This is a genomic window from Actinoplanes campanulatus (genome assembly GCF_014647795.1).
Taxonomy (GTDB): Bacteria; Actinomycetota; Actinomycetes; order Mycobacteriales; family Micromonosporaceae; genus Actinoplanes; species Actinoplanes campanulatus.
In genome coordinates, this window is sequence record NZ_BMPW01000048.1 from 1 (window position 1) to 22,859 (window position 22,859).

Consider the following 22,859-nt stretch of genomic DNA (forward strand, 5'->3'; position numbering starts at 1 on the left):
GAACCGGTGCCACCCGGTTGCGGCCAAACAGGCCCCGGGGCGAGCGACTCGCCACGGTTGATCGGCCACGAGAACGCCGGGTTTACCGAAATGGCCGGGACGGCGTGCCTTCCGCGCATCGTCGCTGTTCGAGGGCGCCGGGGACCGCGTACCTGGTCAGCGTGGGTAACCGTGCGATGGCGTCAACGGGCCGGCAGACGACCTGACCGTCGTTCAAAGGGTGACGGTCACGCCGCCGGAGAGCGGGGAGTCGTGCAGTTCCAGGGCGGCGAGCCCAACCCCGTCGGGGATGTCGAAGACGAGTTTGCCGGTCACCCGTTCGCCGGGATCCAGCTTCTCCAGGAACGTCTCGGTGTCGCGGTTGGCGTAAAGGCCGGCGATCTCGTCGTATCCGTAGTCGGCGCCGTTGACGTCCCGCGCCTTCTGGGCGAGCCCGAGGAAGTATTTCGGCTCGTCGGCAATGTTGCGCACCGACAGGGTGACTACGCAGTACCGGCCCTGTGCGGTGCGCCGGAGATGTTCGGTCCCGACGATGGCGCGCGAACAGTCGACGTGGGAGACCACGAACTCGAACTTGCCATCGCGTACCGGATCGCCGATTCCCGATGGTTTCTTTGTCTTGTTCGTGTGAGTTTTCGCCGGTGTGTCCGCGGCGGTGACCGCCGGGTCCCGGCTCACCCGTTCCGCAACGATCCCGGCCGCGAACAGGGCGATCACCACGACCCCGGAGACGACGAGCGCGATCGCCACCTTGAACGGGGTGGGCGTTCTCCGCAGTGGGCGATAGGCAGCCGGATCAGGGCGGCGCCGTGAACCGGGTTCGTCTGCCATCGGACCGCTCCACGAGAACCGTCTGCTTCCCTTTCATCGCCGATGGCGCCACCGATATCGCCCGATCAGCAGCATACTTCGCCTGATCGGACAAGACGTGACCTTCCGGCGGCTCTTCGGGTCAGGTCCTGGCGGGCGCCGGAAGGTTCACGTCGCACCCGGCTCCGGACAAGGGGCCCGGAGCCGGGCACGGCCCGCCTGGGTCAGAACGACAGCATCCCGCTGACGAGCGCCTGCCAGGTCATCGGGCCGACGATGCCGTCGACTGCCATCGATGGGACGTCGGCGTGAATCGCGGACTGGAAGCCGCGTACCGCCGCGTCGGTCTCCGGGCCGAAGATCCCGTCGACCGCGAGGCCCTGCGACGGATCACCGGAGAGGTTGCGGAACTGGAACTCCTCCTGCACACCGCGCACGGCGTCGCCCTGCGCACCCTCTTCGACCTGGATGATCAGCGCGGCCCAGGTCTTCGGGCCGACGATGCCGTCGACCTTGAGGCCCCGGTCGTGCTGGAAGGCTCGCACCGCGGCGTCGGTCTGTGGCCCGAAGATGCCGTCGACCGTCACCGTCTTGCCGCGCGCCCGCAGCAGGTATTGCAGGGTGGGAACCGGATGCTCCTTGGCGCCCTGGCTGATCTGCGGCCACGGGCTCAATGTGCCTGCCATCTCCATCGCCTCCTTCCACCTCGTCATACCGCCCGCTCCGGCTCACGTCGCCGGTACTGTCCTTGATCTGCGGACACGGGTCGGTGGGGCGCTGTCAGGGGCAGGGCCCGCCGCAGACGTCGATCACCCGGCCGGTGAGCAGGAACGCCGCCTTCTGCGACTGGGCGCCCGGCTGGGCGCGCGGAAACTCGTGCGGGTCCGGCCCGTACCGGGGGTCGCTGGGTGCGAGGTTGGTCGGCGGCGGCGCGTACGCCTCACCGCTGTTCCACACCACGAGCGCCGAGCCACGGTACGGGTAGGACCGGATCGCGCCGATGCCCCAGAACGGCACCACCTCGTCGGACCAGCCCGGGGCCAGCGCGGGCCGGTGCAGTCGCGCCCCGATGGTCCGGGCCTGCACCTGCGCGGCGGCCGGGGAGACCTGATGGTCACCGAACGCGACGTGCATCAGCACCTGGTGCACGGGTGTGCCCGGCAGCGGCCGGGAGGTGAGGTGCTGGGCGTACCCGTTGGCCTCGCCGCGATCCCACAGCATCTGCAACAGCCCAAAGATGACCTGCTGATCGGTCCTGTCCGGGTAGGACCGGTCCATCAGCTGCTGGAACGGCGCGAAGGCGGTGCTGCGCTGCAACATCGTGCTGTAGTTCATGCCGGGCACGCCGAGGACCGCGCGCGTCCAGTCCTGGGCGATCGCGGTCAGCGCTCCCCCGTTGATGCCGCCCTGGGAGTTGCCGTCGTAGTGCAGGCCGCCGCGCCGGTCGAGCAGGCTGCGGCCCTGCCCGTCCTGGAAGGCGGGATGCGCGTCGAACCCGCCGTTCGCCACCATCGCCCGTCCGAGGAAGAGGAAATTCAAGAAGCTTTGCTGCAACCGATCGGGTACGGAGGGGAAGCCGCTCAGGTCGCTCCAGACACCGGCCACGAACGGGATGTCCGCCGCCGACAGCCCGATCCAGCTCGTCGCGCAGAACAGGAAGCCGTGGTCGTACGCCATCTGTTTGACGTTTCCGGCGTTGATCTCGGTGGGCGCGCCGAGCAGCCCGTGACCGTAGAGCGACAGGTGAGCCGGCTTCTGCGCGGTCACGCCACGGGGGATGTTGCACACGAACTCGGCGGCGTAGGTCGTGCCCGACGCGGCCGGCAGCTCCCCGCCCGGCGGGTAGTTCAGCCGCGATCCGGGACCGCCGGCGCCGGTCAGATAGCTCGGCACCGTGACCGTGCCGCGCACCTGACGGGCGATCCGCGCGTCCTGCTCGGCGGTGTAGTCGGTGACCTGCCCGATCGTGAACGCCGGCGCGGCCCGCCCGAGCGCGGCGAACGCGGCGTCGCGCATCCGCAGCACCCGCCCGGTGAGCCCGGCCCTACTCGCGACGGTGAAGTCCCACGTCAGGTAGAGATGATGTCCCTGGCGCTGTGACACCGCCCGATCAGGAGCGGGAATCCACGCACCGGTACGGTCGCGCAGCCCCCGCAGCACGACGAGATACCGGGTCGCCTCGCTCAGCGCCACCGCCGGCCGGATGATGAGCAACTGCCGGGCCGGGTCGTCGGCGGCGTGCGCGTCGAGTTCCGCCCAGTACGGTGTCCGCTGCCCGGTCCGCGTGTTCAGCAACACGATCGGCGCGTCCGGCCGCAGCGACCGCCCGATGTCGGTGACCGGCGCGATGCCGCTGGTCACCGGATCGAGGCCCGGCACGTGCACCAGGATCGGCGTGCCCGGACTGAACCCGTCCTGCCGGTTCCACTCGGCCGGGTCGATGTGGGTGCCGGCCACGTTCGCGGGAAGCGACCCGGCCGGGAAGTGCACCCGCCGCCCGGTCGGGCTGCTCCGGTCGGCGACCGTGAACCGGTCGCTGGGAAACGGCAGCAGCCCTTCACCCACCCACTGATCAGCGGCGGCGACGGCGGCACTGGACGGCGCCGCCCCGGCGAGCACGGCCAGAGCCACGAGCAGAAGTCGGCGCCACATCGGGACACCCCCATCGACAGCCCATTGAGGACAGTCCCTGTCTACGCCACCTCGCGACGCTCCTCAAGCCCGGCCGGGCGCGAACCTTCCCCACCGACGTCAGGCGCTGATGGTGGCCAGCAGTTCCGGGCGGGTGGGGCCCGGCAGCGGGTAGCGCGGGGCGCCGCCGCCCAGCCGCATGATCTTCTCGGCCAGGCCGGGGCGGGCGACGATCTCGTCCGGGGTGGCCAGCAACGACCCGAGGGACTGGTGGGCGCGGGCGATCTCCGGGTCGGCGGCGGCCGCGGCGAGGACGGCCAGGCTGAACGCCCAACGGGCATCGTCGGTCCGGTACGGCGTGCCCGCGGCGTCGGCGTCGAGTTCGGCCAGCCGGTGCCGGTCGTACCACAGCGTGGCCCGGTACATCGGCTCGACGACCGTCGCCGTCCACTCGTGGAAGCGGCGTGCGAGTTTGTCGTGGTCGGCGGTACCGGTGTCGCGGAGCACGTCGCGCAGGCCGATGGCGTGCAGCAGGCCGATGGTGGCGCCGCGCCCGAGCGACGGATTGGTGCAGGCCCACGAGTCACCGACGGCGAGAATGCCGGTGGCCACCGGGTTTCCGTCGACGAGCAGGTCCCGGTGCCGGTCCTCGATCCCGGCCATGACGTCCACGCCGGGGCTCGGCTCGCCGTCGCGCCAGTGCGCGGCCAGCGGGTAGAGGGCGAGCGCGGCATCCCACCGTGCGGGGTCGCGCAGGGCCCGCATCGCCCGGTCGCGGCTGCTCACGATCAGGACGATGCTCCAGGCGCCGTTGTCGGCGGGCACGGTCAGGATCGACATCGACTCGTGGCGTTGCAGGACACCGGTGCGGCCCTGCGGCAGGGATCCGGTGCGGGCCCGGAAGTCGCGGCTGAAGTAGACGAAACCGCAGTCGGCGCGCTCCTCGGCCGGATGCCGGGCGCCGGCCGCGGACAGCCACGCGCTCAACGGCGAGCGCCGTCCGCAGCAGTCCACCACCAGGTCGGCCCGGAAGGTGCGTCCGCCCTCGGCGAGAACACCGGCCACGCGCGGGATCCGTACATCTGCGGTTTGGTCATCGGTGAGCAGACCGGTGACGGTGACCCCGCGCCGGATCCGGATGCCGGCGGCGCCGGCGGCGATCGAGGCCAGAACCCCCTCCAGTACGGGGCGGCGCGCCGTGACGGTGGTGAAGCGCTCGTCGCCTACCTGCCAGGGGCCGCGCTGTGCCGCCGGCAGCAGGTCGAGCAGGTTGATCCGCAGCCCGCCGACGGCTTCGAGACGCTCGAGGACGTCGGGCAGCTCGCGGTCCATCAGGTCGCGCCAGCGTGGCAGCAGGATGTGTGGCAGCCGGAACTGGTTGACGCCGGACCGCTGCCAACGGGCCCATTCCTCGCCGGGCGGCGGCTCGGCCGGGTCCCGTTCCAGAACGGTGATGTCGTGGCCGTCGCGGGACAGCAGCAGGGCGGTGGACAGGCCGCACAGGCCGGCACCGAGAACGATGATCCGGGACATCGGGCACCTCCGTGTCGCAGTGATGTGCCCGAGGATCGGCCGGATCGGCGCTCACCTTCCACGTCAGAACGGCGTCAAACGCTGTCCAAAACGGTGCGGCGGGAGAACAGTGGGGGCATGTCGGGGAACCTCGGCGACCTGCTGGAGGCCGCGCGGCGGCGGCGATTCGTCGGCCGGGAACGGGAACTCGCCTGCTTCGACGACGCTCTGCACGGGCGCGGCACCTGCCGGGTGCTGTTCGTGCACGGCGAGGGCGGCATCGGCAAGACCACCCTGCTGCACGAGTTCGCCGCGCGGGTGCGGGTGGCCGGGCGCATCCCCGTACAAATCGATGGTCGTGACATCGACGCGGCACCGCCGGGTGTCGCCGCAGCCATCCGGCTCGCCCTCGGTGATCGCGATGGTCTTCCGGCCGGCGCGGTGCTGCTGGTCGACGGATACGAGCAGCTGACCCCGGTCGACGGCTGGCTGCGCGACACGCTGCTGCCCACTTTGAGCGCGGACACCGTCGTGGTGCTGGCCGGGCGCGATCCGCCGAGCGCGCCCTGGCGCACCGATCCCGGCTGGGGTGACCTGACCGCGGTGCACCGTCTTCGCCCACTCGGCCCCGCCGAGGGTGATGATCTGCTCGCCCACGCCGGTGTGGCGCCGGACCTGCGCCCGCACCTGCTGACGCTCGCGCGCGGCCATCCGCTGACCATGGCGTTGCTGGCCGATCAGGCCGCTGCCGGAAGGGTTCCCGGCAGCCTCGCGGACGCCCCGGACCTGATCTCCGCGTTGCTGGAGTCGTTCCTGCGTGACGTGCCCGGTGAGGCGTATCTGACCGGCCTGGCCACGTGCGCGGTGGCGTGGCTGACCACCGAGGATCTGCTGCGCCGCCTGGTCGGCGCCGACGCGCCCGCGGTGTGGCGGTGGCTGGCGGGCCAGCCGTTCATCACCAGCGGCCCGCACGGGCTCTCGATCCACGACCTGGTCCGGGACGTGCTGCATGCCGAGTTCGAGCGGAGGGCGCCGGAACCGTTCCGCCGGACCCGCTGGACGGTCTACATCGAGGCGGTGTCCCGGCTGCGCGCCGCCCCCGGCCCGGATGCGCAGTTGCACGCACAACAGCTGTTCTTCCTGCTGCGCAGCAGTCCCCTCGCCGGCACGCTGGCCGGGCTGCGGGCGCAGGGCTCGACCCATGTCGTCACCGCCCGGCCGGACGAACACGACCAGGTGTGCGACGTCATCGAACGATTCGAGGGGCCGGCCAGCGCCGACCTCGCCCGGGCGTGGCTCACGGTGCAACCCCAACAGCTCAGCGTGGTACGAAGCGCCGGCCGCGTCGCCGGGCTGGCCCTCAACCTGCTGTGCCCCACCGGCTCCGGACTGGAGGAACAGGATCCGGTGGTACGCGCGGTGCTCGCCCACGTGGCACGGGAGGCCCCGGCCCGCCCCGGCGAACTCGTCGACATCTCCCGCTTCCTGTCCGGCGCCGACGAGCATCAACGTGATCGGTACGCCCTGCTGGCCGGTCCGGTCTCCAGCATCGTCGAATGGTTGACCCACCCGCTGGCCTGGTCGTTCATCGTCACCGTCGACCCTGACCACTGGGGGCCGTTCTTCGACTACATGGCCTTCGCCCGCCTGGTCGAGGTGGACTCCGGTGGCCGGCGGCATGTCGTCTACGGCATCGACTGGCGGCGCATCCCGGTCGACACCTGGTTCGACCTGATGCACGAGCGCGGACGCACCGGAGCGACCGGGCCGCCGCCCGCCGCGCTGCTGCGGCCGCCTCCACTGGACCGCGCACGGTTCGGCGCCGCGGTGCGGGCCGCGTTGCCAGCGCTGCACCGGCCCGACCGTCTCGCCGGCAGTCCGTTGCTCGGCACAGCTCTCGCCGCCACCACTTCCGGACCAGACGTCGACCGGTTGCGGGCCGTGATCGAGGACGGGGTGGCTCGTCTGGGCGCGGAGCCACGGGGTGATCGGCTGCGGGCGGTGCTGGACCGGACCTACCTGCGAGCGGCGCCCAGCCAGGAGGCCGCGGCGCAGATCCTCGGGCTGCCGCTGAGCACCTATCGGCGCTACCTGGCGAAGGCGCTCGACCACCTGACCGACCTGCTCTGGACGGTCGAGATCGGCGACGTCCGCCCGGACACCCGCTCGTAGCCCGCGGCCAGCAGTTCCAACCTACCGTCGCGGTATCGTGCAACGCATTTCGCGCGCTGCGGCGTCTTTCGTCAGAACGGCTGCCCACACACCTTCCACTGCCCATCCTCCTGGACAAGCGGGAACGTGGGCCGGTCGACAAAACCACTATCGAGCGTGAGATTCGCGGTAACGGTCGCCGATACTCGGCCGTTGACGTTCGAAACGTTCACGCCGACGATCTCGTGGCTACGAATGGCGGGCTGCCCGCTGAGCCCTTGAACAAATGCCTCGCGCGTGAAATCGCTCGTTGTATCGGCACAGAGGCGACCATAAGCGGCATCGGAATTACCCGATTCCAGATCAGCGACGAATTCCTCGGCGGCCTGGCGAGCCGGTCCGGTTGCCTCCTGTATCCCACTGACGAAGAAGTAACCCCCGGCCACCACACATGTGCACAGCACCACAACAACGCCGACGATGATCACCACCGTCCGTAGCGTGCGGCTCGGCGGGGATGGAACGGGTTGGCGCATAGGCATCACCATGCCGATTGAGCCTAGCGGCCCGATACAAGCTCGGCGGGCCGTCCTCAACGTCTCGTTAAGATGAAACCCGCCAATTTAGACCCATAAAAGATGAGCGGTCCACCCCGACCTCCCCCGTTATCCAGCGTGCCGAATATGGACGAAGCTCCGTTGAGACCAGTCTTTCCACGGACCTGGTTCAAACGGAGCTTCGTCGTGCCACAGTCCGTCATCTCCACCGCGGATCCGGCATCGTCGGCGACCGTCGGCGAGGCTGCGTTCAAGCCTTCGTCACTCAGCGCAGGACGTACCCACCCGCTGGTCAGATGTTGAAGGTGGCGGCGGTGTGGTTCATCTGATTCGCCATGTGGGCAAGCTCGTCGATGGTGGCGGTGTTCGCGGTTACGGCGTCGTGGGTGTGCCGGACCGTGTCGGCGACCGCGGTGACGTGTTCGGCGATCTGGGCCGATCCGCTGGCGGTGTGGACCACGTTACGGCTCATCTCGGCCGTTGTGGCGCTCTGCTCGTCGACGGCGCTCGCGATCGTCGTCACGTACTGGTTGATCCGTTCGATCACGTCCTGGAACGTGCCGATGACCTCGGCGGCGCCGGTGCTGTCCTCCTGGATGGTGCGGACCCGGTTGCTGATGTCCTCCGTGGCCCGGGCGGTCTCCTGGGCGAGGTCCTTGACCTCGCCGGCGACCACGGCGAAGCCCTTGCCGGCCTCGCCGGCGCGGGCGGCCTCGATGGTGGCGTTGAGGGCGAGCAGGTTCGTCTGCTGGGCGATCGCGTTGATGACCTTTACCACCGCACCGATCTCCAGCGACGAGCTGGTGAGCTGGCGTACGCGCTCACCGGCGACGTTCGCCGCGCTCAAAGCTTCGCCGGACACGGTGGCCGCCTGAGTGGCGCTGTGGCTGATCTCCTTGATCGACATCTCCATCTCGCCGGTGGCGGCAGCCACTGTCTGGCTGTTGGTGCTGACCTCCGCGGCTGCGGCGGCGGCGTTACCGACGCCGGTCGCGGCCTCGTCCGAGCCTGCGACAACCTTGCCCGTGCCTTCGCGCAGCACGTGCGATGCCTGCGCCAGCCGGGCGGCATCGGCCTTGATCTGGGCGACCGCCGAGCCCATCGTGTCGGCGGCCTCGTTGACCGCGTCACCCATGTCGCGCAGTTCGCCGCCCATGGTCGTGGTGTCGACCCGCCGGGTCAGGTCCCGGCCCGCGACGGCCTTGAGAGTGGCCACCGCCGCGGTCAGCGGCGCGACGATGCTGCGCCGGGTCGCGTACACCAGAGGAACCGCCAGCAGCAACGCCACACCCATCGCCGCGGCCAGCTGCCACTGGGCGGTCTGGGAGGCGTCCGCCGCCTCCGCGGCGGCGACATCGCTGCGCTGCTTGGCGCTGTCCACGAGCGCCTGCGTGTTCTCCAGGATCCGGAAGTAGATCTCCCAGGACGCGCCGCCGATGGTCTCGTTCGCCTTGGCGACCGACTTCGGGGTGCCTTCGGCGAACATCGCGGCGATCTCGTCGTCCATCGCGAGGAACGCGTCCCAGTCGGTGCGGATGGACTGGAAGGTCTTCAGCTCCGACGCGCTCATAGCCGTCGTGTCGACGTCGGCGAGATGGGTGCGCAGTCGTCCGACGACCTCCAGGTAGCCGGCGCGGCTGGCCGCGTCGGGCTGGACCGCCGTCTTCGGATCGCCGAGGGCGGCCTCCCACGCGTACGCGACCTGCCACCCACTGACGTCGGAGTTGAAATACTTGATCTCCTGCACCGCACGGCTCAGCAACAGCATGTCCTTCATGTGCGCCACCGCCCGGTCCTGCGCCCGCAACGCGACGAGGCCCACGATCCCGGCCCCGAGGAACAAAGCCGTCACCGTGCCCAGGCACACCACCAGACGAGCGCCTACCCGCAACCGCCCCAACCGACCAAGCATCGTGTCCCCCTGTAGGCAGCCTGCTCCTGACCGCACTATCGGGTGCGCCGGGCAGCAGGTAAATCGTCCGCACGTGACGTCCACGACCCGTCCTGCCGCACGATCTTCGACACCAAGGGCAACGACAGTGTCACCACCATCAACGGCAACAGCGGCAACGGCTACGGAAGACCTGCTCAGCACCCCCAACGGCGGCCGCAGTTCCACGGCATCCGGGGAACAAGGACGCCGTCCGGGACCTGACCCTTGCACGCTGAGCCCACGCAACGCCGGGCAAGAAAATGTCGCGCGGTGTCGATCTTGGACTGCCATACTGGCGCCCATGAAACTTGCCGAGGCTCTCGCGCTGCGCGCAGATGCGTCGCGTCGGGCTGAACAGCTCCGTTCCCGAGTCACCGGCAGCGCACGTTACCAGGAAGGCGAGACGCCGGCCGAGGACGCCGCGGCGCTGCTGGCCGAGGCCGGTGCGGTGCTCGACGAACTCGAGTCGCTGATCCGGCGGATCAACAGGACCAACGCCGCCACTCCGGTCGAGGAAGGCAGCCTCACCGACGCGCTCGCCCGCCGCGACGTCCTGCGCCTGCGGCACGGCATCGTCACCTCGGCGGCCGATGCTGCGGCCGGCGAAGGCCAGCGGGGCTTCCGGCAGCTGCGCTCCGAACTGAAGATGATCCCGGCGCTGCCGGTGGCCGACCTGCGGCGCCAGGCCGACGACCTCGCCCGGCAGCTACGTGAGGTCGACACACTGATCCAGCGGACCAACTGGGAGGCCGACCTACTCGATTGACAGGCGCGGAGCAGGTAGCCGACGTGGAGGCGTGCACAGACCCGAGAGCCGGCGGGTAAATCGGCTCCTTTCTTGGCGCGCCGAGGGCAGGCGCTGGGGTTCGAATCCCCGGCATACATCGCATGCCCAGCACGGAGCACAAGTGACGGCGCACCGGGCACGGCACACCACCGGGTGCAGATCCACGACGGCGAGGGCGGGAATGGGGAACTCCGCGGCCCGACGTAGCTCCGTATGAACCAGATCCGTGGAAAGACCTGGTCTCAACGGAGCTTCATCCATATCCGACACGCCGGCGCCGGCATCATCACTCACCGCAGCCATCGATCTTGAAACGGCCGTGAGGTCCGGGTTCAGGCCGAGAGGCTCGGGTACCCGCTACCTGCACCTGCCGGACCGTCTCGGTTGACCGGCAGGTGCCAGGCCGATGAGGATCGACGGGAGGGGGTGGACGTGGCGACGCGTAGAAGTCCGCAAGAGAAGAAGGCGCTGAGCTACGCCAAAGACAGGCGAAACACCTACAGCGAGAACGACAAGAGTTCTCGTAGGAACATCCGCCGCAACAAGCGAGTCCCCAACCGCGCTGACCGGCACCGCGAGCATCAACTCCTCGCCGGGGCAACCGGCCCGATGGCCGAGCCGGTCGCGGAGCGGGCCGAAGACCGGCTATCGGCCAAGAAATCGATGTGGTTCACCAAGCGGTGGCGTAAGTGTCCCGACGCGCCATTGGGCGACGTTGTCGCATCCAAGCTGCGACGACGAGCACGCGTGGGCATGCAGAAGCCTGACGCGGTCGAGGACCGCGTCGATCGCAGTCGCCGCCAACGGGGGTAGGTCAGCGCGGGCACGCTTGCGCGCATCCCATCGGCCGCAGATCGTGCGTGCCGTTCCGTTAGGCACCAGGACTGCCATCGCAGGTCTTCCGGCGCAAACCCGGTTGCCGCGCCGGCCCGGGCCGGACACGATGGCCGCTATGCCGATGCCGGAAGTCAGCGTGATCGAAGCCTTCGACGAGGCGCTCCAAGCGGCCGCCGTCGGCGACGAGGACCGCCGTTGGGAGCTGATCTCGCACCTTCACGTCCACGGCGGGCAGACGGCACTTGAGATTGCCGCCCGGCTGTCCGGCCACCGCGACGCCGCACGCCGTCAATTGGCCGCCGACGTGCTCAGCCAACTCGGTGCGGCGCCGGGCCAGGCCGCGGCCGACGGTCCGTTCCGCGAGGGTTCCCTGGCGCTTCTGCTCACCATGGTGCGGGACGAACCCGATCCGGACGTGCTCTACTCGATCACCACCGGTTTCGGGCACATCGGCGATGAACGTAGCCTCGCGCCCCTGATCAGGCTGCACGCCCATCCCGACGCCGAGGTCCGGTTCGGCGTCGTGTTCGGTCTGCTTCGCCGCCCGAACACGGCAGCTCTCGACACCCTCATCACGCTCTCTGCCGACGAGGACGCCAAGGTGCGCGACTGGGCCACGTTCGGCCTCGCGCGCCAGACCGACGAGGATTTCCCCCGGCTGCGCGACGCGCTCGCCGACCGGCTCAACGACGACGACATCGACGCCCGCAGCGAGGCCGTACACGGGCTGGCCGCCCGCGGCGACGAACGGGCGATGCAACCGCTGCTCGAATTCCTGGAGTCATCGCCGGAGTCGTCCGACCCGGGGCTGGTGTCCGAGGCGCTGTACGCTCTCGCGGCCGCCACCACGGCTCCCCGCCTGCGCCCCTATCTGCTGGCAGAGCGGGACCGTTTCCTGGAGGACCCGATCGAGGAGTGGCCCGACAACCTCCGAGCCGCGCTGACGAAATACGGCGAGCCGCTGCTGCGGCAACTGTCCTGAAGCAGCGGTCCTCTCCGCAGGCAGGCGCTCCTGGCCGCCCTTTACTCCGACTGCACCACGGTGAAGGGCGGCCGCACGCCCTCGGTGAGCTCGGCCGCCGCCTCGAGCGCCATCACCGCACGTTGCCGGCTACTGACATCGGGCGTCCTGGCCGTGGAGTGCAACGACCCCAAGGCGACCAGATAGCCGGACCCTACCGCGGCATAACCGGAGATCGTGTGCCCGATCTGATAGTCGTCGCCGACGACATAGAGGCGGCCGTGAATGCCGACAAGGAACTGTCCGCCCTGCTCCTGGCCGTTCTCGGTCCTCGCATAACCGCCTGTGGAGAGGCACTGGCGGACGGCCTCGATGAACGTGGTCACCATGAAGCGGTCGACGTCCCAGGTGTCGGGCTCACCGACATCCAGCGAGTACCGCAGGAGTTGACCCATCCGATAGCTGGTCGTGAAGCCCATCAGGTAAGGCCCCACCTGGAAAACCTTGGAATCCGACCGCACCGCGACGTGCCACCCGTCGCTCCCTGCGGAGTCCCCACCAATGGTGACGGTGCGCCCATCCGTGATCCCGACGATGCACGTCATGCGGTCCACTCTCCATGGCCGGCGAACTCATGCGCAAAGAACGACGGTCTACTGTGCTGTCGGCGGTCGGCTCTGCTCCCGGGGCACGCCCCATCGGCCGCTGATGCGCCTGCGGTCCGCTGCTTCACAGGCGGTGTCACCAGGGCCGATGAACCTCGCAGGAGATGAGAGTGTCCTCGAGGACCCGGGACACGCACACGTCGCTGTCGGGGCCTCCATCAGCACGATTGACGCCGCCGCGGGTCTCTATCGTGTCGTTGCCTTCGGAACCCCAGATGCGGTCGTTGCCGTCCGACCCGAGCAGGTAGTCGTTGCCGGCGCCACCGATGATGGCGTCGTTCCCGCCATAGCCGTCGATCTCATTGGGTGCGGCATTGCCGGTCAGGGTGTCGTTGCCGCTCGTGCCGGTGAGGATCTCGATGTCGGCGCCGACGGTGTCGCGCTCTCCGGGTGCTCCGTCATCACCGGACGCACCGTCCAGGTCGACCGTGACGGCTTTGGTGTAGTGCGCGTAACTCACCTCGTCGGCCCCGGCCCCGCCGCGCATCACATCCGCTGCGAGACGGGCCGGGTCCAGGTCACCGATCAACACGTCGTTACCGGCGCCGCCGTCGAGTGCGTCGCGGCCGTCGCTACCGCGAAGACCGTCGTTGCCGTTGCCACCGAACAGCCGGTCGTCGCCGCCGAAGCCGTTCATCGTGTCGTCGCCGTTGCCGCCGTGGATCACGTCGTTGCCGGGACGGCCGGGCTCGGTGACGCTGTTCTCGTCACCGTCGATGGTGTCGTTGCCGTTGCCGCCGGAGACGAAGTCGGCGCCGTCGCCGGCATCGATGTAGTCGTTGCCGTCCCCGCCGTAGATCTTGTCGTTGCCGGTCTTGCCCCAGCGGTCGCCGTAGAGCTTGTCGGCCTTCGGCCCGCCGACGAGCGTGTCCGCGCCCGCTCCGCCCTCGGCCTCGAGCCTCAGGTCACTCTTGTTGACCACCGAGTCGTTTCGGTCCCAGACGTAGGCGACCACCGTGGTGGGGGCCTTCTTCGTTTTGCAACGGACCTTGGTCCTGTCGCCCGCCGCCTGCTTGCAGCCCTTACCCGGCTTGATCCTGACCCGGTCGTCGATGATGACGGTGCGCCCCGAACGGGTGATCACGACCTTGTTGGCGAGCCGATAGTCGGCGTCGAACTTGACGTGGGTGACACCGGCCGAGGCGTAGCCCCAGGATGACGCTGCCGCCGGTCCGGCCACCGCGCCTATTGCGAGGAGAGGCAGCAGGACGAGAACGATACGGAGCGGCCCGAACACGCGTGACATCAGACGATTCCCCTCGACGAGCCGACCGCACGCATCATAGATCGACAGGAATCTTTACGCCGCCCCCCGGGCACGGGATGGTCGCCAGTGGGCGCGATTGGCCGCGCACAAACCATCGGCGGCGAAGCGGGCTGAACTTCATCGAAGCACGGGACGCGAGGCGGACGCTGCGGAACATCAACTGCCGGTTCGCGTTCCTATACGGTGTCCGCCTGGATGCGGCGGGCGGTTGCGGGGTCGAGCGGGTAAGGGCGTTCCGGCGGAAGCAACCGTTGGGTCTTGGCGGCATGGCCGGCTCGGATCAGCGCATCGATCTTGTGCACGGTGGGGGTGACGTCGGTGAGGCCGACGACCCACTGCTCGGCGTACGCGCGGATCAGCGCACGGCCGATGCCGACCTGGATGCTGTAGTGGTTGAGCGCCGTTCCCCGTACCGACCGTTCCGGATCCCACTGCACGTGCACGCTCGCGGCGTCGAACGCCGTGCTCCAGGCGGCCGCGCTGCCGTGGATCGCCGGCACCGGCGCGGTGAGGACCGCCTGCGACAGCGCCCGCTCCCAGCCGGCGCGGGTGACCCGGACAGCCAGAACACGTTCCTGGCCGGGCTTGCGAGCCCAGTTGCTGCGGTGCATCAACCACAGCAGGGACGGTTTGATCCAGGTCATCCGGGTGAACGAGAACGGCGCCACGAATCGCCCGGCGGCCAGCGCCGCATCCGCGATCGCCGGCCCGAACGCCTGGTACATCACGATCGTGTCGGCGTCGAAATCGGCGCGGATCTGGCGCAGCAACGGCATCGGCCCACCTTGTCGTCCGGCAAGATCTGATCGATGCGGAACTCTGCCACCCTGGGCGCTGTCCGACCAATTGATTTCGCCCTGCCGTGCGATGCTCGGCACCGCGCTCAGTGGGCCGGTCCACTTCGGCTCCGGCCTGGAACCGCCGATGAGCCTCTGCATCATGATGAGCCGATGGACGACCAAGAGCTTGTCAGCTACCTGATCCGTTGCATCGATGAGGACAATCACGCGTACGCCTATGTCGCGCACCAATTCGGCGGGGAGGCGCTGCTCGACAGCCACCTCCCGATGCTCGACCTGATCGAGAGTCTGGCGCAGGAGTGGCAGGCCATGGACCCTGCCGACGGCCGCTACGCCGGCCTTACCCACGCGCTGCGCGTGATCGCGAAGGCCTACTACCATTCCGGCTGACGCCAATCCCGACGGGTTGAGGGGCACTCTTGTCGAGGCGTTGACGGCGATTGCTTACTCGCGGCTGTCAGGGGAACCCGGCAGGAAGATGCTCGACCGATGCAGGCCGGCACCGTCAGGTGAAGGGAGTACCGCACGATGCGCTACTGGCCGCGGCGCGCCGCTGGACTGCCGCCGGGGCAACGCCTGATGGCGGAGATGCCCCGGTTCAGCGACCTGCCCCACCTCCCTCCGCCCACCATGCCGACCGAGCCCAGACTGGAGATCAAGAACGAAGGCGAGCTGGTCGCCGTCCTGACCGCCGCTGACCTGCAGGCGCTCGGACCGCGTGACCACACGGCCGACTTCCACTGCGTCACGACGTGGTCGGTGACAGGGCTGGTGTGGACCGGCGTACCGCTGCGGGAGGTCCTCGCCTCGGTGGGGATGTCCGACGCGCCCGCGCCGTACCTGGTGGCCCGTGCGGGCGATCGCCGCAAAGCCGTCTTCACCTGGGAGGACGCCGTCGCCGATGACGTGCTCCTGGCTACCCGTCTCAACGGCGCCGCCCTCGATGACAGGCACGGTGCGCCGCTGCGGCTCGTGTCCCCCAGCCAGTACGGCTACAAGAGCGTCAAGCACCTCATCGCCATGGACTTCCGCGCCGAGCAGCCCCGGCTCATGTCGAAAGAACACCTCCGAGCCCGGGTCGCCTTCGAGGAACGGCACCCGCGACTGCCGAGTCCGCTGGTGAGGCTGCCGTACCGGCTGATGATCGCCCCGACCGCGTACGTGGCTGAGCGGTCGCTGAGCGATCGTCGTACCGGTCAGCGGTCTTGAATGATCTCTTTGCATCCATGCCGCCGCGACATGCCGTCAACGGGTAGCCGATCTCGGCCAGGTCGTCCGTCAGATCGGCGCGCCGTAGCTCAGGATTCAGTCGCTGGACCAGGTCGTATTGCCCTCGCGTGAGTGGGAGACACCGCTGTACGGTCCGTACGTGGAGGGCATCCGACTGCATGTCGACCGGGTTGACGTCCGGCAGGAGGATGACGAGCTCACGCTGATCCTCGGGGCGGCCGGGGTCCACGTCTTTGGGATTGCGCGTGCTTCGTGGTCGACCCGGCCGAAGGCCGCATCACCGGCTGAAATCTCCTGCCAAGGGATAGTTCGGATCGCGTCTCAACGACATCATCAAGGACCCGGTAGCGCGAGCGCTCACCCTGCTGCCGCACCGGCGCCCGCATGCAGCGGCGTCAGGGTGCGAGCCTCTACACTTCGGCGATGGAGGTGGTGTGGTCCGCGACCGAACTGAAATCGCGCCGTTTCCACCCCACACCGGTACGATCCGACCCGGCGGAGTTGGACCACCATTTCCGCCAACTGCGCCGCCGCCGTATCCGTGGCTACATCGAAGTCGAGATTCCGAGCGTCGAGTCCCCGCGGCTGGCTATCGGTTTCCGCGGCGAGCACGCGGTCATCCACAAGGTCGTCGCTGCCCCGGTCGCGCAGTCCTTTCTCCTGGCCGGGGACGGCACCGTGCCCAACGAGGCGTACATCCAGGTGCCGATCATGGACGAGCTGGCACGGTTCACCGGCGACGTCGTCCTGGACGTCCATCGCGCGTGGGGCCTCGTCCGGACGTTCCTCTGCACTGGGCTGGCCAGTGAGCTTGGCGATTGGCACGCCTCAGCGAGGCGGAGGTAGGCCCTTCTTGAGCCCTGACCGCCGGCCGGTGGTTGCGGCAAGTACTGAGGTCGGCGGTCCCGTCAGATCCGGCTGGGGCCTCCGGTGGTGAAGCGTCGCTTCACCACCGGAGGGTCGGCTCAGGGGATGGCGGTGGTGTTGAAGGCGAATCTGGCCGTCGAGTCGGCGATGGCGTCGGCGTTGACGTCGAGCGCGGTCAGGTTGACGTTGGCGGTGGTGTCGCAGGCCTGGTGGTAGCAGATGTCGTAGGCGACGCCGGCGGTGCCGCCGAACAGGGCCGCTTCCTCCGGCGTCTTGATGCCTTCGGCGCCGGTGAAGATGCCGCCGGCCGGAATGCCGACCGCGATGAACGGGCCGTAGTCGGAGCGGCCGTCGAAGTCGGTGCCGACGTGGTCGAGTCCGCGGGAGTCGAAGAAGGCCTCCAGTTGCTTCTCGATCTGCGCGGAGCCGGGCGGTCCGGCCGGCGAGCCCACCGCGTCGGAGTTGTCGCCGTCGTACAGCTTGTAGGCGTAGTTGGGTGAGGCCACCATGTCGAAGTTGAGGTACAGCTTGATCCGGTCCCGTTCGGCGGTGGACAGGCCCTCGACGTACTGGTCGGAACCCAGCAGCCCGATCTCCTCGGCGGCCCAGAACGCGAAGCGGACCTTGTTCTTGACCGGGAAGTGCTTCATCTGCAGGGCGGTCTCGAGGATCGCGGCGCTGCCCGAGCCGTTGTCGTTGATGCCGGGGCCGACCTCCACGCTGTCCAGGTGGGCGCCGACCATCACGACGTTCTTCGGGTTGCCGGTCCGGGTCTCGGCGATCACGTTGTGGTTGGTGCCCAGCGTCAGGGTGGAGTCGACCTTGAGCTGGACGGTGGTCCCGGGATTGGCGGCGAGTTCGTTGCCGACGGCGAAGTCGGCGAAGACCATCGGGACCTCGGCCCGCCACTCCCCGATGTCGAGCGGGAAGGCGTCGGTACGCCCGGGCTGCCCCTCGTTGAAGACGATGATCCCGGAGGCGCCGGCGAACCCGGCGTTGCGGATCTTGGTGGCGAACGCGCACGTGCCGCGCTGGATGAGCGCGATCCGGCCGGCCACGAAGCCGTTGAAGTCGGCGGTCTCGCATCCGCTGGTCGAGGTCGGCGCCGGGGTCGGCGGCAGCGTGAGGTCGACGCCCTGGACCTGTGCGGTCACGTCGCCGGCGGGCGAGGGCTGGAAGGTGTAGAAGTCCTCGTTGGGGACGTAGGTCCTGCTGTTCGGAGCGGTCTGGTTGAGCGTGGGCGGGCTGTTCTCCGTCCAGGCCTCGACGAAGTTGATCGGGTCGAGCGTGACCTTGTAGCCGGCTTTGCGCAGCTTGTTGGCGACGTAGTCACGGGAGGCGGTGTAGCCGGGCGTCCCGGCCGCACGGTTGCCGCCGTTGGCGTCGGCGATCCTCTGCAAAGCGTCGAGATGTTGCTTGGCGTGTGCTCCGGTGACCTGTTTGACCAGGATCTTGGCGAACAGGTCACCGGGTGGGGTGGCGGCGGCCGGCGCCTGCTGGGCGACGAGTAGGGCCAGGGTCGCGGCGACCGATACGACGCCGACAACCCCCTTACGGGAATGGATGCGCATGGTTCCCCCGAACGAGATGATCAGATTGATCTCCACGAATCTTCGTGACACGCGTCGCCCGAATGTAACCGCGTTCTCGACGTCAGGGATGGCCCGATCGGGCCTGTTCCGGTGGTCGCTCGGAGCGCATGGGGAACAGGACGACAACCCGGCGATTGTCGTCCACAGCAGACACTCGTTCGATACGGGACGTGGCCCGCGACGAGGTGAGTGGTCAGCCGGCGCTGGTGATCAGGCCGGTGGCGCCGTCGACGGTGACCTGCTGGCCGGTGTGCAGGAGTGTGGTGGCGTCGGGGACGCCGACGACGGCCGGGATGCCGTATTCGCGGGCCACCACGGCGCCGTGCGAGTTGGCGCCGCCCATCTCCATGACGAGACCGCCGGCCGTGAGGAACAGCGGCGTCCAGCCGGGGTCGGTGGACGGGGCGATCAGGATCTCGCCGGGTTCGAGGTGGGCGCCGACCGGGTCGAGGATCACCCGGGCCGGGCCGGTGACCGTACCGGAGGAGGCCGGGGTGCCGCACAGCGCGCCGTCCGGGGCGGCCGGGCGGGGTAGTTCGCGTTCCGGTTCGGTGCCGTCGGACAGCAGCACCCGCGGGATCTGCCGGCGGCGCATCTCCCGGTCGTATTCGGCGCGGCGGGCGGCGACCACGGCGTGCTGGTCGCGGCCGACGAGCGCGGCGCGGATCTCCGGCAGGTCGAGGAAGAAGACGTCGTCGGCGGTGTCGATCCGGCCGGCGGCGGCCAGTTCGGCGCCGACCGCGGCGAACTGCCGGCGTGCCGCGGCGAGCACGACGACGAAGTAGTACTTCGGGAACTCCCGCAGCCCGGCCAGGGCCCGGGCGCGGTTCAGCGCGAACCGGACGGCGCGGCGGCGCAGCCTGCCACGGGCGCGGCCGGTCAGGGTCGCGGTCATCTCCTCGGCCTCGCGGGCGGCGGCCGCGAACACCGCGTCCGGGGCGGCGTCCGGGTCGTCGAGACGCTGGTAGTTGAGAAGCACACCGAGCACGTGCCGGGGATCCTCGGACCAGCGCGGCAGACCGAGGTCGATCTCGGCGACGGCCCGGTGGCCGTACCGGTCGAGGAAGTCGGCCAGACCCTGCTGCGCGACCGGCGGCAGGGTGCCGGCGTGGTAGTGGCCGGCCAGCGTGCCGGGATCGGAGTCGAGGGTCTCGCCGGCGGCGCGGATCCGGCCGGACAGTTGCCACAGGGCCAGGTCCATCTCGGTGGTGACGTTGTTCGGCAGGCCGCGCAGCACCGTCTGCAACTCGCCCGGCGCCAGATCGGGCAGCAGCCGGCCGGCGAGCGCGAGCAGGCCGAACCCGGCGAGCGCGGCCGGTGCGGCGATCGGCATGACGGCGCTGATGCCCTCGTGGACGAGGACCTGTTCGGTCTGGTCGAGCCGGGCGGTGGCGGTGGTGCCGGCGGGCAGGTCGAGACGGCGGCGGGCGCGGTCGGCCAGGGCGTCGAGGTCACGGCGGACCCGCTGCGGGTTTCGCAGGGCGCGTACGGCGTGCAGGGGCAGCCGGTGTCGGACGGCGACGTCCGCGAGCCGGGCGACGAACGGCAGCACGGAGCGCTGGGTGAGCGCGAACTCGGGCCGGTCGAACAGGGACCGCATCACCACGGCGGCGCGCGCCTCCATCACGTCGAACAGCCGTGGCACGATCATCCGGCCGGCCGGGCTCCGCAGGACGCCGGTCAGGTCGACGAACATGCGCAGGCCGGCCTGGGCGCCCGCGGCCGCACCCGCGACCGGGTCGGCGACCGGGCGGCCGAACAGTTCCGCGACACTGCTGCTGAACAGCCGGAACGTGGCCAGCCCGAGCGGGGTGATCGGCCGGATCAGACCCTGGGCGAGAGTGACGCACAGGTAGGCGCGCAGGCCGTCCCGGGCGGCGGGCAGCGGGTAGAGGGTGGTGATCGGCCGGGCCTGGGTCAGCCACAGGGTGCCGTCCGGGTCGATGGCCCACTCGATGTCCTGCGGCCCGTCGTAGCTCGCCTCGACCCGGGCTCCGAGGACCGCGACCGCCCGGACCTGTGCATCGGTCAGGCATGCGCGACCGGTGTCGCCGGGTGTGGTGACGTGCTCGACGCCTCCTCCCCGTACCCCTCTGATCAAAGTCTGTTTGTCGCCGAGCCGGCGGTCGCGGATCCTGCCGGTGGCCGTGTCGACCACGAAGTGGTCGGGGTTGACCGTGCCGGACACCACCGATTCGCCCAGGCCCGGGCTGGCATCGATGACCGCCTCCCGGCGGCGGCCGGTGACCGGATTGGCGGTGAACAGCACACCGGCGACCGCCGACTGGACCATCCTCTGGATCACCACGGCGAGCCGGACGGCGCGGTGGTCGATGCCGTTCGCGGCCCGGTAGGTGACGGCCCGGTCGGTCCACAACGAAGCCCAGCAACGGTGTACGGCGTCGAGCACCGCGGTCTCACCGACGACGTTGAGGTAGGTGTCCTGCTGGCCCGCGAAGCTGGCGAACGGAAGGTCCTCGGCGGTGGCCGAGGACCGCACCGCGACCGCGTCCATGCCCCGGTACCCGTCGGCGACGGCGGCGGCGACCTCGGCCGGCAGGGGTGCGGCGAGCAGCGCCTCGCGGGCCCGGCCGGCGAGCTCGGTCAACCGCGGCAGGTCGTCCGGGGCGGTGGCGGCCAGCTCCTCGATGATCCCGGCCAGACCGGGCGCCGCATCGGCCGTCTGCCGGTAGGCATCGGTCGTCACACAGACACCCGGCGGCACCGGCAACCCGGCACGGGCGAGTTTCCCCAGATTGGCCGCCTTGCCACCGACCTCGGGCAGCATGCCGGCGTCGATGTCGGCGAAGTCGAGCACGAACCGGGACTCCGCGGGCACGGCGAACCTCCTCCGAGCGGGGGTAAACCGACCCTAGCCAACACCGGTCGACGCCACCGTCGAATCGGCGACGCCGTATCCTCAGAAATCGACGATCTTCATCGATCCGGTACGGGTTCGCCTTCCGTATCCCGTACCGGCGGGGCAGGTGTCCCGGTGAGCGGAGGTGCCGGGTGGCCGACCAGTCCGACCGTCGTCACGATGTGTCTCCGGAGGTCGCCGTCCCCGAGTTCCGTCAGCGGGTCTTCACGGGCGCCCCGTCCAGCGTTCCGGCGGCCGGCCGGCCCACCGTTCCCCTTCCGGGACGGCCGGTCTCTCTCGCCGACGCGCCGGCTGCCCCGGTCCGCCGCCCTCCACCACCGGATGTGGGACGGGTCGTGCTCATCTATGAACAGGTCCGCAGGCCGTGGCGGTTGCTGGGGTTCACGGCCGTACTCGTGTCGTTGACCGTGGGGGTGATTCTCGGCCAGACCGAGGCCTACCAGCCGACCACGCCGCGCGCGGCGGCGACCGCGCAGCCCGCCCCGTCCGATGCGATCCCGGCGCCGGTGCCGCTGACCGCCCCGCTCGGCGCGGTCAAGCAGCGGCGGCTGGAGATCACCGGCGCGGCGACCAGCCTGCGCATCCGCACGGCGGCGCTGGGTGAGTCGCTGTTCACCGTCGCCGCGCTCGACCCGAACGTCGCACCTCAACTGACCGATTCGGCCGACGGCTCACTGCTCGCCCTGGCGCCCGGCGCGGTCGTCACGGCGGGCGCGGAGGTGGTGCTCAACTCCGCGGTCGCCTGGACGCTCAAGGTCACCGACGGGGTGCGGGAACTCGACGTGGACGCGCGGGCCGGCGGTCTCGCGGGCTTCGCGCTCGCCGGCGACGTGCCGCGCGGCGCGCTGACACTGCCCAAGCCGACAGGCACGGTCCCGCTCACGGTCACCGGCACGCTCGGTGAGCTCATCGTTCGCACCCAGGCGGGCGCCCCGATCCGGATACGCCTGGACAAAGGCGCCGGCTCGGCCACCGTCAACGGCGCCGCCCGGCGCGACGTCAAGGCCGGCGTCACGCTGCGCGAGACCGGGTGGGCGGCCGCCACCGACCGGTACGACGCCCGCATCACCGCCGAGGTGAAGTCCGTGCTGGTCGAACACTGAGGCCGCCACCCCTGGTGGGGTGACGGCCTCAGTGTCGTTGTCAGCTCAGCTTGACGTTGAAGATGGGGTTGGCGGCGAGCTTCTTGAAGGCGGCGAGGCTGCCCGGGGTGCTGTCGATGCTGATGTCCCGGTTGCCCTGGTCGTCGGCCTTGGTGTCGAAGTGCACGATCGCCTTGATCGCGGGACGCTTCTTCAACTCCGGGATCACACTGTTGTACACGGCGGACTTGTCGGTCTTCTTACCGATCCGGTGATACCCGCCCCACTCGGCGACC

19 protein-coding genes and 3 pseudogenes are annotated in these 22,859 nt (G+C 69.8%); 9 read left to right on the forward strand and 13 right to left on the reverse strand.

What is annotated here, in order from left to right; genetic code table 11:
• Positions 1-213: 213 nt before the first annotated feature.
• The 4 genes from IEZ13_RS45280 to IEZ13_RS45295 all read right to left on the reverse strand — a co-directional run bounded on the left by IEZ13_RS45280 (position 214) and on the right by IEZ13_RS45295 (position 4,974).
• Positions 214-831, reverse strand: coding sequence for a DUF4352 domain-containing protein (locus tag IEZ13_RS45280; RefSeq protein ID WP_183227990.1), 618 nt, complete (start codon positions 829-831; stop codon positions 214-216).
• A gap of 203 nt (positions 832-1,034) precedes the next feature.
• The gene (locus tag IEZ13_RS45285) at positions 1,035-1,496 is read right to left on the reverse strand and encodes a peptidoglycan-binding domain-containing protein (protein ID WP_183227989.1); all 462 of its coding nucleotides are present in this window, start codon (positions 1,494-1,496) and stop codon (positions 1,035-1,037) included.
• A 94-nt stretch (positions 1,497-1,590) separates the two neighbouring features.
• Complete coding sequence (locus tag IEZ13_RS45290) at positions 1,591-3,462, reverse strand: hypothetical protein (protein ID WP_183227988.1); 1,872 nt, start codon at positions 3,460-3,462, stop codon at positions 1,591-1,593.
• 99 nt (positions 3,463-3,561) lie between these two features.
• Positions 3,562-4,974 (reverse strand): FAD-dependent oxidoreductase, encoded by a 1,413-nt coding sequence (locus tag IEZ13_RS45295; RefSeq protein WP_183227987.1) that lies wholly within the window; start codon positions 4,972-4,974, stop codon positions 3,562-3,564.
• A 117-nt stretch (positions 4,975-5,091) separates the two neighbouring features.
• On the opposite strand from IEZ13_RS45295, the gene IEZ13_RS45300 reads away from it, so the two are divergent.
• Positions 5,092-7,125 (forward strand): AAA family ATPase, encoded by a 2,034-nt coding sequence (locus IEZ13_RS45300; protein ID WP_183227986.1) that lies wholly within the window; start codon positions 5,092-5,094, stop codon positions 7,123-7,125.
• A gap of 71 nt (positions 7,126-7,196) precedes the next feature.
• Here IEZ13_RS45300 and IEZ13_RS45305 read toward each other — a convergent pair whose 3' ends face one another.
• Together IEZ13_RS45305 and IEZ13_RS45310 are read right to left on the reverse strand one after the other, a co-directional pair.
• Positions 7,197-7,595: an Rv0361 family membrane protein gene (locus tag IEZ13_RS45305; protein WP_183227985.1), complete on the reverse strand. Its 399-nt coding sequence runs from the start codon at positions 7,593-7,595 to the stop codon at positions 7,197-7,199.
• 358 nt (positions 7,596-7,953) lie between these two features.
• The gene (locus tag IEZ13_RS45310; protein WP_183227984.1) at positions 7,954-9,513 is read right to left on the reverse strand and encodes a methyl-accepting chemotaxis protein; all 1,560 of its coding nucleotides are present in this window, start codon (positions 9,511-9,513) and stop codon (positions 7,954-7,956) included.
• A 102-nt stretch (positions 9,514-9,615) separates the two neighbouring features.
• Between IEZ13_RS45310 and IEZ13_RS45315 the strand changes: the two genes are divergently transcribed.
• The 4 genes from IEZ13_RS45315 (at position 9,616) to IEZ13_RS45330 (ending at position 12,200) form a co-directional block, all read left to right on the forward strand.
• Positions 9,616-9,816, forward strand: coding sequence for a hypothetical protein (locus tag IEZ13_RS45315; RefSeq protein WP_183227983.1), 201 nt, complete (start codon positions 9,616-9,618; stop codon positions 9,814-9,816).
• 79 nt (positions 9,817-9,895) lie between these two features.
• Positions 9,896-10,360: a DIP1984 family protein gene (locus tag IEZ13_RS45320; RefSeq protein WP_183227982.1), complete on the forward strand. Its 465-nt coding sequence runs from the start codon at positions 9,896-9,898 to the stop codon at positions 10,358-10,360.
• Between the two features lie 453 nt (positions 10,361-10,813).
• Entirely contained in the window at positions 10,814-11,194 is a 381-nt protein-coding gene (locus IEZ13_RS45325) for a hypothetical protein (protein WP_183227981.1), read from the forward strand.
• Between the two features lie 139 nt (positions 11,195-11,333).
• Positions 11,334-12,200 (forward strand): HEAT repeat domain-containing protein, encoded by an 867-nt coding sequence (locus tag IEZ13_RS45330; RefSeq protein WP_183227980.1) that lies wholly within the window; start codon positions 11,334-11,336, stop codon positions 12,198-12,200.
• A 41-nt stretch (positions 12,201-12,241) separates the two neighbouring features.
• Here IEZ13_RS45330 and IEZ13_RS45335 read toward each other — a convergent pair whose 3' ends face one another.
• The 3 genes from IEZ13_RS45335 to IEZ13_RS45345 form a co-directional block, all read right to left on the reverse strand.
• Positions 12,242-12,784: a hypothetical protein gene (locus IEZ13_RS45335; protein ID WP_183227979.1), complete on the reverse strand. Its 543-nt coding sequence runs from the start codon at positions 12,782-12,784 to the stop codon at positions 12,242-12,244.
• Between the two features lie 136 nt (positions 12,785-12,920).
• Positions 12,921-14,090 (reverse strand): calcium-binding protein, encoded by a 1,170-nt coding sequence (locus tag IEZ13_RS45340; RefSeq protein ID WP_183227978.1) that lies wholly within the window; start codon positions 14,088-14,090, stop codon positions 12,921-12,923.
• A 197-nt stretch (positions 14,091-14,287) separates the two neighbouring features.
• Complete coding sequence (locus IEZ13_RS45345) at positions 14,288-14,887, reverse strand: DUF4291 domain-containing protein (RefSeq protein ID WP_183227977.1); 600 nt, start codon at positions 14,885-14,887, stop codon at positions 14,288-14,290.
• 174 nt (positions 14,888-15,061) lie between these two features.
• Here IEZ13_RS45345 and IEZ13_RS45350 point away from each other — a divergent pair, with 174 nt between their 5' ends.
• From IEZ13_RS45350 to IEZ13_RS45360, 3 genes are all read left to right on the forward strand, one after another.
• On the forward strand, positions 15,062-15,301 hold the full coding sequence (locus IEZ13_RS45350; RefSeq protein ID WP_183227976.1) for a hypothetical protein: 240 nt from the start codon (positions 15,062-15,064) through the stop codon (positions 15,299-15,301).
• Between the two features lie 138 nt (positions 15,302-15,439).
• A complete protein-coding gene (locus tag IEZ13_RS45355; RefSeq protein ID WP_183227975.1) occupies positions 15,440-16,120 on the forward strand; it encodes a molybdopterin-dependent oxidoreductase in 681 nt (226 codons plus the stop codon).
• Positions 16,121-16,525: 405 nt separating this feature from the next.
• Positions 16,526-16,987: a hypothetical protein gene (locus IEZ13_RS45360; protein ID WP_183227974.1), complete on the forward strand. Its 462-nt coding sequence runs from the start codon at positions 16,526-16,528 to the stop codon at positions 16,985-16,987.
• 164 nt (positions 16,988-17,151) lie between these two features.
• Here IEZ13_RS45360 and IEZ13_RS48130 read toward each other — a convergent pair.
• From IEZ13_RS48130 to IEZ13_RS45370, 3 genes and pseudogenes are all read right to left on the reverse strand, one after another.
• Positions 17,152-17,847 (reverse strand): annotated as a pseudogene (locus IEZ13_RS48130) (M28 family metallopeptidase); the annotation flags it as partial.
• A gap of 27 nt (positions 17,848-17,874) precedes the next feature.
• Positions 17,875-18,579 (reverse strand): annotated as a pseudogene (locus IEZ13_RS48135) (PA domain-containing protein); the annotation flags it as partial.
• Positions 18,580-18,793: 214 nt separating this feature from the next.
• Positions 18,794-21,439 carry a PEP/pyruvate-binding domain-containing protein gene (locus IEZ13_RS45370; protein ID WP_203834201.1) on the reverse strand — a complete coding sequence of 882 codons (2,646 nt, stop codon included), beginning with the start codon at positions 21,437-21,439 and terminating at the stop codon, positions 18,794-18,796.
• Positions 21,440-21,612: 173 nt separating this feature from the next.
• On the opposite strand from IEZ13_RS45370, the gene IEZ13_RS45375 reads away from it, so the two are divergent.
• Positions 21,613-22,584, forward strand: coding sequence for a hypothetical protein (locus IEZ13_RS45375; RefSeq protein WP_183227973.1), 972 nt, complete (start codon positions 21,613-21,615; stop codon positions 22,582-22,584).
• Between the two features lie 40 nt (positions 22,585-22,624).
• Here IEZ13_RS45375 and IEZ13_RS45380 read toward each other — a convergent pair.
• Positions 22,625-22,859, reverse strand: a pseudogene (locus IEZ13_RS45380) (CBM96 family carbohydrate-binding protein); the annotation flags it as partial.